Origin of the sequence: Pseudomonas baetica, assembly GCF_019733355.1 — a bacterium.
GTDB lineage: Bacteria > Pseudomonadota > Gammaproteobacteria > Pseudomonadales > Pseudomonadaceae > Aquipseudomonas > Aquipseudomonas baetica_A.
Genome location: NZ_JAIHLQ010000028.1, coordinates 49034 through 64057, shown reverse-complemented (window position 1 = coordinate 64057; position 15024 = coordinate 49034). Strand labels below are relative to the sequence as shown.

Annotated in this window: 8 protein-coding genes; 5 read left to right on the top strand and 3 right to left on the bottom strand. The window is 60.7% G+C overall.

Going from position 1 to position 15024, the window contains the following annotated elements; all coding sequences use genetic code 11:
• Positions 1–24: 24 nt before the first annotated feature.
• From K5E40_RS23280 to cbiE, 3 genes are read right to left on the bottom strand one after another with little or no spacing between them, the layout of a single operon-like run.
• Positions 25–750 carry a cobalt-precorrin-6A reductase gene (locus tag K5E40_RS23280; protein ID WP_221732822.1) on the bottom strand — a complete coding sequence of 242 codons (726 nt, stop codon included), beginning with the start codon at positions 748–750 and terminating at the stop codon, positions 25–27.
• Entirely contained in the window at positions 747–1844 is a 1098-nt protein-coding gene (locus K5E40_RS23275; RefSeq protein WP_221732821.1) for a cobalt-precorrin-5B (C(1))-methyltransferase, read from the bottom strand. Before K5E40_RS23275 ends, K5E40_RS23280 begins: the two co-directional genes overlap by 4 nt.
• Positions 1837–3048, bottom strand: coding sequence for a precorrin-6y C5,15-methyltransferase (decarboxylating) subunit CbiE (cbiE, locus tag K5E40_RS23270; protein WP_221732820.1), 1212 nt, complete (start codon positions 3046–3048; stop codon positions 1837–1839). Before cbiE ends, K5E40_RS23275 begins: the two co-directional genes overlap by 8 nt.
• Positions 3049–3180: 132 nt before the next feature.
• On the opposite strand from cbiE, the gene cobG reads away from it, so the two are divergent.
• From cobG to K5E40_RS23245, 5 genes are all read left to right on the top strand, one after another.
• On the top strand, positions 3181–4479 hold the full coding sequence (gene cobG / locus K5E40_RS23265) for a precorrin-3B synthase (RefSeq protein ID WP_311775975.1): 1299 nt from the start codon (positions 3181–3183) through the stop codon (positions 4477–4479).
• Positions 4472–5098 (top strand): precorrin-8X methylmutase, encoded by a 627-nt coding sequence (locus K5E40_RS23260; protein WP_221732818.1) that lies wholly within the window; start codon positions 4472–4474, stop codon positions 5096–5098. Before cobG ends, K5E40_RS23260 begins: the two co-directional genes overlap by 8 nt.
• Positions 5095–5829 (top strand): precorrin-2 C(20)-methyltransferase, encoded by a 735-nt coding sequence (locus tag K5E40_RS23255; RefSeq protein WP_409339144.1) that lies wholly within the window; start codon positions 5095–5097, stop codon positions 5827–5829. Before K5E40_RS23260 ends, K5E40_RS23255 begins: the two co-directional genes overlap by 4 nt.
• Positions 5829–7517 (top strand): precorrin-3B C(17)-methyltransferase, encoded by a 1689-nt coding sequence (gene cobJ, locus K5E40_RS23250; protein ID WP_221732817.1) that lies wholly within the window; start codon positions 5829–5831, stop codon positions 7515–7517. The genes K5E40_RS23255 and cobJ overlap by 1 nt, the downstream gene beginning before the upstream one ends.
• Positions 7518–7824: 307 nt before the next feature.
• Complete coding sequence (locus tag K5E40_RS23245; RefSeq protein ID WP_260455971.1) at positions 7825–14895, top strand: TcdA/TcdB pore-forming domain-containing protein; 7071 nt, start codon at positions 7825–7827, stop codon at positions 14893–14895.
• Positions 14896–15024 lie beyond the last annotated feature (129 nt).

Below are 15024 nucleotides of genomic sequence, written 5' to 3'. Positions count from 1 at the left end.
ATCACGCAAGCTGTGGATCTTGCCTTACAGGTCGATTGCCTCCAACGCAGCCAGTGTTTCTTGAAGCGACAGAAACTCCCGATCAACCCCCGGCAACCCCGGCCGCTTCAAAACCAAAACCGGCACCCCACGCTCGCGCGCCACTTCAAGCTTCGGCTCGGTCGCGGTGCTGCCACTGTTCTTGCTGATCAGCACATCGATCTGCTGGCGCTCGAACAACGTCCGTTCATCCTCCAGCAGAAACGGTCCGCGAGCGCCGATCACTTCGCAACGCTCGTTGCCGGGATAAACATCGAGGGCGCGCAGGGTCCAGAATTGATCCGCCGGGATTTCGTCCAGATGCTGCAACGGTTCGCGACCGAGGGTGAACAGTGGGCGGCGAAACGGCACCAGAGCGCTGATCAATTCGGCCCAGTCGCTGACTTCGCGCCAATCGTCACCCGGTTGCGGCTGCCATGCGGGGCGGCGCAGGGCCCAGCAGGGGAGGCCGGTCAGTTGCGCGGCGGTGGCAGCGTTCTGGCTGATTTGCGCGGCATAGGGGTGGGTGGCGTCGAACAGCAGATCAATGCCTTCGTCACGGATGAATTGCGCCAGCCCTTGGGCGCCACCGTAGCCGCCGATGCGCACCTGACAGGTCAGGTCGGTGGGCACACGGCCCACCCCAGCCAGGCTGTAAATGTGCGAAGGCCCTAATGTCCGGGCGATGGCCAGTGCTTCGGTCACGCCGCCCAGTAGCAAAATGCGCTTCATGCAAACCCTCCTGCGTGACCGACGATGCCGCCCTGACGGTCAATCGCAAACACTTCGACCTGTACCTGCGCCGGCACCACGCTGCGGGCGAAATTCAGCGCATGGCGACACACCTCATCGCCCAGCGCGATCCCCACCGCACTGGCCAAGGCCAATGCCTGCTGGCTGGTGTTCGCCGCACGAATGTCGCGCTGCAAACCTTCATCGGCACCGATGGCGGCGGCCCATTCGGCCAGTTGCGGCAAGTCGATGCTGGAATGTCGTGAGTGCAGATCCATATGCCCGGCCGCCAATTTACTGATCTTGCCGAAGCCGCCGCACACACTGAGTTTATCCACAGGCACCTTGCGCAGGTGCTTGAGCACGGCGCCGACGAAGTCGCCCATTTCGATCAGGGCGATTTCCGGCAGGTCGTAGACCCGGCGCATGGTGTCTTCGCTGGCGTTGCCAGTGCAGGCCGCGATGTGCAGAAAACCGTTGGTCTTGGCGACGTCGATGCCTTGATGGATCGATGCAATGTAGGCCGCGCAGGAAAACGGCCGAACGATGCCGCTGGTGCCGAGGATCGACAGCCCGCCGAGAATGCCCAAGCGCGGGTTCATGGTTTTCAGCGCCAGCGCCTCACCGTCCTCGACATTCACCGTGACCTCGAAGCCGCCGCGGTAACCGGTCTCGGCGGCGAGCAGGCTCAGGTGGTCGCTGATCATCTTGCGTGGCACCGGGTTGATCGCCGGTTCGCCCACGGCCAGCACCAGCCCCGGGCGGGTCACGGTGCCAACGCCTTTGCCGGCCATGAAACGAACGCCTGGCTCAGTCATCAGTTGCACCCGCGAGTAAAGCAGCGCGCCGTGGGTCACGTCCGGATCGTCGCCGGCATCCTTGATCGTCCCGGCTTCCGCGCCGTCGTCGGTCAGTCGACAGAACTCCAGACGCATCTGCACCTGTTTACCTTTGGGCAGCACGATTTGCACGGCGTCGGCCGCCGTGCCGCCCAGTAGCAGGCGTGCGGCGGCGAGGCTGGTGGCCGTGGCGCAACTGCCGGTGGTCAGGCCGCTGCGCAGTGGCGCGGGTTGTTCGGCGGTTTCGTCACGCATCGAGGGGTTTGACCAGATCGAGCAAGGTGATCGGCAACGCCTGACGCCAGGTGTCGAACTCGCCCAGTGGTTGCGCCTGGGCGACGTGGATGCGCGTCAGCTCACCGCCGTAACGTTCGCGCCAGTTCATCAAGGTGATTTCGCTTTGCAGGGTCACCGCGTTGGCGACCAGTCGGCCACCGGGTTTGAGCTGTTGCCAGCACGCCTCGAAGACACCTTCGCGGGTTACACCGCCACCGATGAAAATCGCGTCCGGGCGCTCCAGACCTGCGAGAGCCTGCGGCGCACGACCACGGATCAGTTGCAGACCCGGCACACCCAGCGCGTCGCGGTTGTGTTCGATCAATTGCTGACGGCCCTCATCGGCTTCGATGGCCAGCGCCCGGCAACTCGGGTGGGTGCGCATCCATTCGATGCCGATCGAGCCGCTGCCGGCGCCGACATCCCAAAGCAATTCGCCCGGCGTCGGGGCGAGGCGGGCGAGGGTGATGGCGCGCACGTCGCGCTTGGTCAGTTGACCGTCATGCTGGAAGGCCGAGTCGGGCAGGCCAGCGAGGCGCGACAGACGCGGAGTGTGGCTGTCGGCCAGGCATTCGATGGCAATCACATTGAGATCGGCAGTCGGCCCGTTGTTCCAGTCATTGGCGCTGCTGTCGAGCCGCCGCTCGGCCGCACCGCCCAGATGCTCCAGAACGCTCATCCGGCTCGCGCCAAAACCACGATCACGCAACAGCGCCGCCACAGCCGCCGGGCTCTGCCCGTCATTGCTCAACAGCAACAGGCGCACGCCGCTGAACAATTGGGCATTGAGCGCCGTCAGCGGGCGGGCGACCAGTGACAGCGTCACCACGTCCTGCAATGGCCAGCCGAGGCGGGCAGCGGCCAGCGAACAGGAGGAAGGCGCGGGCAGAATCAGCATCTCGTCGCTCGGCACCTGACGCGCGAGGCTGGCGCCAACGCCGTAGAACATCGGGTCACCGCTGGCCAGCACGCAGACGGCCTCGCCGTGTTGTCCCAGCACCGGCGCCAGGGAAAACGGGCTCGGCCACAACTGTCGCTCGCCACGAATGCACACCGGCAGCAAGTCCAGTTGCCGCTGGCCGCCGACGATCCGCGAGGCGCCCATCAGGGCTCGTCGGGCGTTTTTGCCCAAGCCCTTGAAGCCGTCTTCACCGATTCCCACAACCGTCAGCCAGGGTGACATCTATATTCCTCTAAACATGTCGATCCGACGGGCAGACTTTTCATGCCACCGGACAAAGCAGGCATAATACCGCGCCTTCGCCCACGAAGCGCCTTTCCCACGCAGCCGGTCAGCCCCTTGAACGAACGCTCGATGTCCACCGCCATACGCCCCTCGGCCTGTCCGGGGTTGCTGCGTATCGTCCAGGCATTGGACGGTGGGATCTGCCGGATCAAGCTCAATGGTGGCTCGATCACGGCGGATCAGGCCGATGCCGTGGCGCAAGCTGCCCAGCGGTTTGCCGGCGGCGTGATCGAGGCGACCAACCGCGCCAACCTGCAAATTCGCGGGATCGGCCCGCACAGCGCCGCACTGATCGACAGTCTGCTGGCCGCCGGTCTAGGGCCGCGAAGCGCTGCCGGCGACGATGTACGCAACCTCATGCTCAGCCCCACCGCCGGGATCGACCGGCAGATGCGCGTCGATACCCGCGCACTCGCCGAGCAGATTCTCGACACCTTGCAAAGCCATACACGCTTCTCTGAGCTGAGCGCCAAGTTCGCCGTGCAACTGGACGGCGGGGAAGCGCTGGCGATGCTCGACCATCCGCATGATCTGTGGTTGTCAGCGTTCGAACGCGACGGCGAAACGCTGCTGGCGTTCGGGTTCGCCGGTTGCCCGACGGACCGGGCGGTCGGCGCCGTGGCGCTGGAAAACGGCCATGCGCTGGTCGTGGCGGTGCTGACGTTGTTCCTTGATCGGGCTCGACCGGAGCAGACGCGCATGCGTCATTTGCTCGAAGAACTGCCCATCCTGGCCTTTCTTGAGCGGTTGCGAGAGCGTGTGCCGGTTAAATCGGTCATGGACTGGCAGCGCGCATCAGCGGCGGATGATTTGCACATCGGCGTTCATCCGCAGAACGCCGACAACCGGGTCTATGTCGGTGCAGTGCCGCCACTCGGTCGTCTCGACCCGGTCATGCTGCGTGGCGCGGCACAACTGGCCCGTCAGTTCGGTGATGGCAGCCTGCGTTTCACACCCTGGCAAAGTCTGTTGCTGCCCAACGTGAAACCGTGCGACGCGGCGCAAGTGCTGCGCAGCCTGCAACACCTGAACCTATTGACTCAGCCCCTCGAACCGTTGGCGCGACTGATCGCCTGCACCGGTTCTGACGGCTGTGGCAAAGGTCTGGCCGACACCAAACAGGACGCTCGTCTGCTGGCGCCACTGCTGCCCCCGGGGTTGAGCGCGCACCTTTGCGGCTGCCCGCGTTCGTGCGCCGCCGCCCACTGTGCCCCGGTGACCTTGCTGGCCGTCAGTCCGGGTCATTACGACCTCTATTTTCGCGATGCTTTGCTGCCGGGATTCGGCGCGTTGCGCGCAAGCAACCTTACTATTGAAGCGGCCGCGACCCTGCTCGCCGCCCGCTCTCGGAGCCCCCTTGATGCTTGATTACATCCGCGACGGTCAGGAGATCTATCGCAACTCCTTCGCGATCATTCGCCGCGAGGCCAATCTGGCGCGCATCCCGGCCGACCTGGAAAAACTCGCGGTGCGGGTGATCCACGCCTGCGGCATGGTCGAGGCTGTCGACGGTCTGCAATTCTCGGAAGGGGCCGGCAAGGCCGGGCGCGATGCGCTCGCTGCCGGTGCACCGATCCTCTGCGATGCGCGGATGGTCTGCGAAGGCGTGACCCGTGCGCGCCTGCCGGCGAATAACGAGGTGATCTGCACCCTGCGCGATGAGAGCGTGCCGGTGCTGGCGCGTGAGTTGGGCAACACCCGTTCCGCCGCCGCGCTGGAACTGTGGCGGCCGCATCTGGAAGGCAGTGTGGTGGTAATCGGCAATGCGCCGACCGCGCTGTTCTATCTGCTGGAAATGCTCGACGCCGGGGCGCCGAAACCGGCGCTGATCCTCGGCTTCCCGGTGGGTTTCGTCGGCGCCGCTGAATCGAAAGCCGCGCTGGCGGCCGACAGCCGTGGCGTGCCGTTCGTGATCATGCAAGGCCGGCTCGGTGGCAGCGCGATGGCCGCCGCCGCCGTTAACGCCCTCGCCACGGAGATCGAATGATGCAGGCAAAAGGTCGTTTGATTGGCCTGGGCGTCGGTCCCGGTGACCCGGAACTGATTACCGTCAAGGCGCTGCGCCTGCTGCGCGAGTCTCCCGTGGTGGCGTACTTCGTGGCCAAGGGCAAAAAGGGCAACGCGTTCGGCATCATCGAAGCGCACCTGCAAGCAGCACAGAACCTGCTGCCATTGGTTTACCCGGTGACCACCGAAGCGCTGCCGGCACCGCTTTCCTATGAACAGGTCATCAGTGATTTCTACGATGAAGCCGCCGAGACGGTGGCTGCGCATCTGGATGCTGGTCGCGACGTCGCGGTGATCTGTGAAGGGGATCCGTTCTTCTACGGTTCCTACATGTATTTGCACGATCGCCTCGCCAGCCGTTACGAGGCGCAAGTGGTGCCGGGCGTGTGCTCGATGCTCGGCGGCGCTTCGGTACTCGGCGCGCCGTTGGTGTATCGCAATCAGAGCCTGTCGGTGCTGTCCGGGGTGTTGCCCCATGAAGAGCTGAAACGGCGTCTGGTCGATGCCGATGCAGCGGTGATCATGAAGCTGGGGCGCAACTTCCCCAAAGTGCGTCAGGTGCTCGAAGAGCTCGGTCTGGCTGAGCGTGCGCTGTATGTCGAGCGCGCAACCATGGCCAATCAGAAGATCGTGCCGATTGATCAGGTCGAGCCGATGTCCTCGCCGTACTTCTCGCTGATCATCGTGCCCGGCGAGCGGTGGCAAGGCTGATGACTCACTCCATACCCGCCATCGTCATTCTCGGTCAGGGCAGCCTGGCCACGGCCCGCCGTATTCAGCAGGTATACCCTGCTGCGCAGATCCATGGCCTGGCCGGTCGGGTCGAAGGTGCTGACTGCACCTATCAGGCGTTCGGCGCCACGCTGCGTGACTTGTATCAGCAGGACACGCCGATCATTGCCCTGTGCGCGGCCGGCATTGTCATTCGCACGCTGGCGCCGCTGTTGCTGGAGAAGGGCGCCGAGCCTGCGGTACTCGCCGTCGCCGAAGACGGCAGTGCCGTGGTGCCGCTGCTCGGTGGCCTTGGCGGCGTGAACGTCATGGCGCGGGAAATCGCCGCCGGGCTGCAAGTCGCGGCAGCCATTACTACCAGCGGCGAGTTGCGTTTTGGCACCTGCCTGCTCAATCCGCCGAGTGGCTACGCACTGGCGGATCTGGAACTGGGCAAGCGTTTTGTCTCCGATCTGCTGGCCGGGCACAGCGTGCGCATCGAAGGCGCCGCGCCGTGGCTGGAACAGGCACAGTTGCCGGAAGACCCGCAGGCGCAGCGTTCGATTCATGTGAGCAGTGCCGAGCGCGAAGCGAGTGCCAATGAGCTGTTGATCTATCCGCGCAGTGTGGCGGCGATGGTCTGCGCCGAAATCACCGATCTGCCGAACACTCTGCGTGCAGCGCTGCACGACGCGAAAGTGGCGGTGCAATCGTTGGCCTGTCTGGTGGCGATCGACACTGAGATGGCTTCGGCGAATCTGCGTGAAGCGGCGTTGGAACTGGGCGTGCCGCTGCGGTTTGTCGGCGCAACAAGCGACCTCCATGCACTGCCGGGCGTGTCGATGATTGAGTCGGCGCACGGCATCACTTTGGCTATCGCGGAACAACCGCTGGACATCGCGAAAATCGGCCGTCCGCGCGGTCGTCTCGCCGTCATCGGCCTCGGCCCGGGCGCTGCCGAACTGATGGTGCCAGCGGTGAAGGCGGAACTGGCCCGTGCCACCGACGTGCTCGGTTACGAAACCTATGTGCGTATGGCTGGCCCGTTCCGTGACGATCAGGTGCAGCATTGCACCGACAACCGTGAAGAGATGCAACGCGCCCGCCACGCCTTCAGGCTGGCGGCCGCCGGGCGTTCGGTGATCGTCGTGTCGTCCGGCGATCCGGGGGTGTTCGCCATGGCCGCGGCAGTGCTCGAAGCGCTGCACGAGTCTGATGACCCGGCCTGGCACCGCGTCGATCTGGACATTCTTCCGGGCGTCTCTGCTTCGCTTGCCACCGCCGCTCAGGCCGGCGCGCCGCTGGGGCATGATTTCTGTGTGATGTCGCTGTCGGACAACCTCAAACCCTGGTCGATCATCGAGAAACGTCTGGACCTGGCCGCCGAAGCGGACCTGGCACTGGCCTTCTACAACCCGATCTCCCGTGCGCGCCCATGGCAGTTGGGCCGCGCGCTGGAAATCGTGGCACAACATCGCACCGCCGAAACGCCCGTGGTACTGGGGCGAGACATCGGGCGTCCGGGGCAGACCTTGCGTACGACGACCCTCGGCGCATTGACCCCCGATCAGGTGGACATGCGCACCATGGTGTTGATTGGTTCTTCCACCACTTGCACTTTTGCCCGTGCCGGCGGTGGAGATTGGGTCTATACGCCACGCTGGTATGGGGAAAAACCGGTTTCTTGAAAAAAACCATCGTTGCAGCGTCGAGAATGTTGTAAGCAACTTCAAGTCGACGTGACATCGGGTTAATACTTTTCGCGTTTAAAGTCTGTGCTTGTAAACAAGGCCGCGAACCTTCTGGGTTCGCGGCCTTTTGCGTTTATTGGTGGGAAATGAACAGGCGCAGTTGTTGCCGAATTATGCCGTTGTCGACGCCGTATGTTGTTCGATGTTTCGTTTGACATTACTTGAGTTTTTTCACTTTTGAGTGCGCCGTATTTACGCCTTAGTTTTGTCCGACTTTTGAATAGTTGATTCAAGGATGAGAGCGATGAAAAAGAATACGGATGACCACAGGTTCATATCGGCTGAAGATTATTCAGCACTTCAAATGGCATTGAGCGAGTTTGCCGGTTCCGCTGAATACACGGCACTGGCCACGTACTATCAATTGTTCAATCAAACGCACAATGAAGCCGAACAATGGCTGTCGCTGAAACTTTTCCAAGAGTCGCTGACAACATTGCTGGACCGCAAGAAGACACCCGTGCCTGTGGAGATCAATCGGATTCAAAACTGGCTGAGTCAGTCTGTGGCGAGGCTGTCGGCGACGGTGGACATGCTTCATGGCGTCGCCCGGCCAGTGCCGAAGATCATGCACTTCGTTTGGGTCGGTGGCAGTGAAGTCGGTGGCATTCAGCGTGACTACATGAACATCTGGCGCACAGTACTGGAACCTGAGGGGTATCGGTTCAATCTCTGGTTCGACAGCGATGCATTGTTGGCGTTTGAGATGAACCGGGTGATTCTCGACAGTGCAAGAGCGCATGCAATGGAGTCGGGAGGTGACAAGGTCACCCACCCCAACTACCTGGCACAGATGATCGAGAATCGCGCACGGGTGTTGAAACACCAGATGTTCGAGTATCTCGAACAACCGCAATGGCGCGGTCAAGCGGACGCGGCACGCATTGACCTGATGGTGCGCGCTTACGGCAAGGACCGTGCAACCCTTGACGCCTTTCGCCAGCGGTGCCTTGAGACGCATCTGGCAATGGCCGGCCAGGATCTGCAGTTGCGTGACGTCAAGCATGAGTTCGCCGACCACTTTTTACAGGATGTCTACCAGCGAGAAGTCGCCCTGCGTGGCAATTTTGCCGCGGCCAGTGATGTTGTGCGGTTGCAGGCCGAGTATTTGGAGGGTGGTCGTTACAGCGATATGGATTACTTGCCACCGCTGGCCGATAAGTTGGGTGGGGTGGATATCAGTGGTTTCGATGATGTACAGCGGTTGGGTGTCTTGCAGTTGTTACTCAATCACAACGAGGCACTGATGCCGGGGCGGGATCGCGCACGTTATGCGGATAAAACCGACAAAATTCCTGCCAGTCACAAGGCGTCGCTGCTCGCTTTCGCGCGCGGCAAGCCGGATGCCCGTGACATATTTGTTCCATCGGCCGATGCGCGGGTGCCCGAGAATGGATTTCGCATGGGCATTCAATTCGACAGACAAATGAATGCGCACTTCCTGGCACATCCTCGTAGTGGTATGACCTTGTCGATCATGCAGTTGATTCGCTTCAATTATGACGCTCTGCAAACCGTTGAACGCAGGGCTGGCGAGGCGGGTATCAACTGGTCGGAAATCGACAAGTTGTCGGGTCTGATTGAAAACGTCATGAACGAAAAAAGAACAGAAGGAAAGCTCACTCCATCAGTCGAGGACTTTCTGAGTAATTTGGCTCAGTCCATTTTAAGTTACTACCAGGACGGTATTCGCATCGACGCTCGCGGCACAATAAACCTGACGGGCCCCGGTGCCGCCATCATAGGTTTGCGGCGATACATTCAAACCCATCTACAAGCCGACTACGTCGGCATCATGAACAGACTGGGGCTCAGTGAAGGCTATAACTTCAATACCGAAGAGGAAACGATCTCCGGCTGGACCGTCAATGCCCAGCCTGAAGAGTGGTTGGCGAAAGAGCAGGAAAAATGGCAAGCCGGCAAACTCAAATCACGTTATGCCGCCAATCTGGCTGAGTTGCTGAATCAGCAGACCCTGACGTTCAAACAAGGCTGGCCGATGATTGAAGGCAAGCCGGTGCTGTTGACCTCGGTATTGCAACAACTGATGGATGAACTGGGCGAACCGTTCAATCGTGCGATGAAGGACAAGTTGAGTGGTGACATCACCTTCAACAAAAACTTTTCCATCGGGTTCGACGCACGCCAGGAAATCCTCGCGCAGCCCAACAGTGACTTGCCCGTTTCGCACGGGGCGCAGTCCGCCACAAACTTGAACGAGCTGTTCACCCAGGTTGCTCACGGTTCACTGACGCTTGAGCAGTTGAGCCCGCTGCAGCGGGTCATGCTGGGCGGTATTTTCGGTGCCGCGCGCCTGGATACCAACGGGTTTGCCGGCGCATGGCAAGAGGTGCTGAATATCGCTCGCGAAACCTCTGAAGGGGGAGTGTTCGCCCGTTTCAATGCCATTGAAAAAGCCTTGCGCCAGCGTCCGTCACCGGCATTTCAGGCAGGCCTTGCGCGCGGTGGCGTATCCGGCGAGCACACGGCGCGCGAACTCAAAGTGCTCGCGCTCAACGAACCGCTGACTCTGAGTCAATGGGGCGAGCGCCTCGGGCAAATCAACAACACCGCGCAACGTCACTATCACCTGCGCATCCTCAATCGCGGTGCCCAGGTTCGTGAGGCGTTTGTCAAGGCAGGCGCCGTTTCTTCCCGGCAGGTGCCGCAAGACCTGCTGGTGCAGACAACCGGTGACCCCGGTCGCCGGTGTTATCCGCTGGCACTGTTGATGGCGGCGGCACTGCCTCGTGGCGAGTCAGCGGAGCGGGCGTTGATCGGCAGGGTGGCCAACGCCAGCCAGACGCCTGAAGACGCAGATGCCCGGACCTTGCTGCAGGCGTTGGATGAATTGCATGACTTGCCTCTGAATGATGTCGGCAAACCTTTGGGCAGCCAAAGCCTGGAACACATCGCACAGGCGCTTGAGGCGAAAACGGCGCCCGTCGTCATGCTGCTAGATACCGGAAATCACGCCTTGCTGGTGGCGAAAACCAGAGTGGGCGATCAGAACGTCTTTCGTTTTTATGAGCCGAACTTTGCGATCTATGGGTTTGCAGGTGTACAGGAACTCAAGCAGGGGGTGGCGCATTACCTGAGTGCTGAGAACGGCGCCTTGGCCAGGTTGTACGGTCTGGGTGACGGAGTTAATCCGCACTTCAACGTCATCGAGTTGAATACAGCGGCGATTGCGCAAAAGGTTGTTTCGGTGAATCTGCTGCTGGACGGCTTTGTGCAAAACTCCACCGTTGTTGACACGCAAACCGCCACGGTGTGGGACAAACAAGCCATTGCGCGTACACGTTCGTTGAACGACAACAGCCGGATGGGTGCCAGTCTGGCGCAACTGGATGCTCGGTATTGGGCAGGTGAGCTTGAACAGGCCACTCATGCCTTGCGCACTGAACACAAAGTGGGGCGTGAGTACTTACCCCTGCTGGAAACGGTTCGGGAAGATTCCGATAGCCGTTACAGCGTGACGCTGGTGGATGCGCGCAACCCGCAAAAGACCTTGAATATCACCACCCTCGATTCGCGGCTAAGCAACGTCAAAAAACATGTGCAGCGTCTGGTGAAAAACCTGGCAGGCGCCAACCAGGCTGCGGGTGAAGCCGATGGCGGCAGCCGTTTGAGTTTTGCCTTCGCGATCCAGACGCTGATCACCGAAATGCGTCATCGCGACTATCAGGCCGACCACGGTCAGATCCCGGCATTGTCGATAGCCCTGCAGGTGCAGGTTTATGTCAGTTACGCCCAGTTGGGTTATGGCGTGTTGAGCGATTCGCTACAGACAATCCGCCTGGTGCGTCAGGTAGCGGCCAGTGAGCAGAGTCTGGCGCTACGCCAATCGTCATTGTCCGGACGGCTTCTGGGACGAGCAACCACAGGCGTCGGGATTGTTTTTTCCGCAGCTAATATTGGTTTCGACATATACGGCCTGGCGGTTGCCACCCACCAGGAACAGCGCTCGCGGCTGGCCACGCAACTGGTGTTCGATGCGTCAGCGCTGGGGCTGGATATCGTCGCACTGGCCGCGGGTGGAACCGTCGGCGCTGCCGCCGCCATTCTGTCAGTGCCGTTGCTCGGTGTTGGCATCGGTGTATCGGCCATCGCCAGTAACCTGGGGCAGATCAGCGACAAAGCCCGGGCCGTGGGTGCCCATTTGCGCAAGATTCAGAATGCTTACGGAACGGCCGGTTATACGCGCAAGGGTAGGGTGCTGCGCTTCGAACCGGAGGCGGTCGTCACGCGATTGGATCTGCAAAATAACCAGGTTTATTTTGACAGTCAGAAGTTCTACCCCATGGATCGCTCAGGGTTGGAGTTACCGCAGTACAACGATGATCCGAAGCGTATTCATCAAGCCATCGATATCCGTCAGGCGCTGGGACTGCCCGGGCTAATCGGTCTGGTCAGGCTCGTGCCCGACGATATCCAGACGGTCGTGCTGCCGTGTACGCCGATCTGTTATTACGGTTACGAATACCAACTCGGAACACCGGGTTTTGCATACACGCCAATGCCCGGAGAATGGCATGAACCACGGGCTAGCAGCGAGGTCCCGACATCATTCGCGTCGTACGTTGTGCCTGGCATGGCATTGCTGGATTACGCCAGCGGTAGCATTGAAACCTGGTACCCGGATTTGCGTAACAGCGCAGTCGAAAAGCTGGAGTACGACGAGCATGGTCATCAGCGTTTCTATTTCACGGTCAACACACCGTTTCCGCACATTCTCTACAAACTGCACCCCGTCTATAAGCCGACGACGATCGAGGTGCGACTGGACGAGCATGTGCGTCAGTTAGTGGTGCCGGAGCTGCCGGCGGAGTGGAGAAATCTGGTTTCCTATCAGATCACCGCTCAAACCGGGCTCTACCATATCTGGCTCACACCAGGGATTGTCGCCGTGACGCTCCCGCAAGGGCGCGCTCAATGGGTGGTTCGCGCGCCTTGGGCCAGCCTCGAACGCGTGACCTTCGACGATCCCCAACTGAAGGTCGACGGCATTGTGCTCAATGACTTCGACGGGTTTATTGAGCTGGCCGGGGGCGAGTTGTTCCGGATCGACTGGAATGACCTCAGATTGCATCTGGTCTCGATCACGCTTGATGCCAGTCGCAGCATGACGCAGGTTCTGGCACATCTGCGTAAACGGGCAAACGAGCAGCGATTGGTGACCGGGTATGTGCCTCTTTACGCGTTCAAGGTGCCTTTCACTCCGGGTGAGCGATCGGTGTTCACCACTGCTTTCTATGATGTGCTGCGGGATCGAATGTTGTACGCCCGCAATCTGCCGGTTGTTGTCAGGGAGGGCATCGTGCTCGGTGGTGCTGGCGCCCAACATGCCTGGTTCTACCACCCTGATCACGCGACGGTATGGTGTGTCGATGCGGTCACCGGCACAGTCGTTCACCGTTTTCGTTTGATGAACCCGGCGAGTGGTTCGAAGATCATCGGCTGCGCACAGGATGCCGACGGTACGCTGCGCATATCGCAACGCATGCTTGAGCAGACGGAGGTCGAGGTCACGCTGCATTACCGGATAGCGGATTGGACCGTGGTGCTGACGGGGATCAAGACTTCTTCTCTTGCGCGCGACTATGTCAACAAGCCGGGCGCCGTGTACTGGGCTTCCCTGATCAATCACTTCGCGGCGCCACGTCCTTTCAGGGATGAAACACCGGGCATGATGGCCGGGATAAGCACCTGGCAATCCGCCTTGTTCGTTCACGCCTGTGCCTACATTCTTGAAGGACTGCACGATCAGGCCTGGCTTGGCGAGGGTGGCACCGGCAAGTACTTTCGTGCGGAACTGGGCAGTGACCGGGACATGGTAATGCTGATGCCGCATGAGCCTGATGACTTCGCGATGCTCTTTTACAGCAAGCAAAGCCGGCTGATCAGCCGAGGCGTGGAGCCTGGAGTGGCGGGTGGTTTTTATCGAAACGAAGTGCTTGAGCGGGACGTCATCGCGGTCACGCAGGCTGGTAAACGCTACATCGCCACCAAGGCCGATGGCCGGCTATTGGAGATCGATAAACACGGTGCTCTTGAGTTTGTCGGCCTCGGCCAGCAATGGCTGAAAAGGCACCCAGACTGGCTGACCGCGCTACCTGCGCTGGCCGAATCGTACAAAGGTGCACCTTTCCCGATCATCGGGTTAAGCAACGTGTCCGGCAGTGGCTTCGTGGCTGTGTGGTGCATTGACGGGCAGGGAGTGCTGGTCGATAACGCCGATGGCAAGGAGCTGGAACTGCTGGGGCTGACGCCTGACAAACAGGCCGCCTGGCTGCTGGATGTTTCTGCGGGGCAGCTCTACCGGCAGGCGCTGGTCAAGTTCGAGACGTTGCGCCAGGCTTTTGCCGATGGCACGCGGCTGGTGTCTCCCGAGCAACTGCCGTTGGTACAAAAAGTCTGGCCGCAATGGGCGTTCGTCCAGGTGCTCAAACATGGCCAAGGTCTGCTAGGGCGCACCCGCGAAGGTATCAATCTGGAACTGCTCGACCAGCAGCCGGCCCGCATCGTCAGTGTCGAGAATCAGTGGTCGCAGGTTCAGGGGCAGACTCCTGCACAGTTGCAGGCGCGTTTGAAGGCGCTGCTGGATGGGCAATCCCACGCCTCGGTACTGCAAGTCGAGCAGTCTGCGGATCGCTATCAGTATTACGTGCCGGAACTGGATCGCCTGTTCGCTGTTACAGGGCGGGCCGACGGGCAGTGGGCGGTGTTTCTCGGTACTCGCCAGGCGTCGATACCGATGCTGTTTGACCCGATTGACGGCCTGATCTTCAGCCCTGACGCTGCCGATCGTTCGTGGGGGCCCGGTAACTATGCGCATCGTGAGGAGGACGTCCTGTCGCTCGAGTTGAGCGGTGAGATCGCGCAGGTTATGGAACTGTTACCCGACGGAGTCGACAAGTTGATTCTGGCTTTCGGTTCGCAGGTGTCGAGCTATCGGGTGTCGGAACAAGCGTGGCAGCGGTTGAGCTGCATCGTGGTCGATAGTCGGCGTTCTTCAGGAGATCAAATGCCAAGTGCTTGCACACTGGTTCTGGACATGGCCGCCAGCGAGCGGCTGATGATGTCGCTGGTCGATGGGCAACTGGTGTTCACCGATCCGGACAATGCTCACAGCCTGATTGTGCGGGACGTGAAATCCGATGAGGGTGAGCCGGGTGTGCCAGTGCAGATAAGTGTCAGGATCGATGGTCAGTACCACATGCATGGTGTCGAGCATTGGCTGAAGGCCTTGTCGCAAGCCAGAGTCGATCAAGGGGTTGCGACACTGGAAAGGGTCATTCAAAAGTTCGTCTGAAACATCGAGGCAGGCTAAAAATAAAAGGTCGCGAACAATCAGTTCGCGACCTTTTTATTTTTGATGCCGGGCAGGAATGGGCCGACTGGCGGGCTCGGCGTTCGCTGGGTAGACGTTGTCGATAACCCT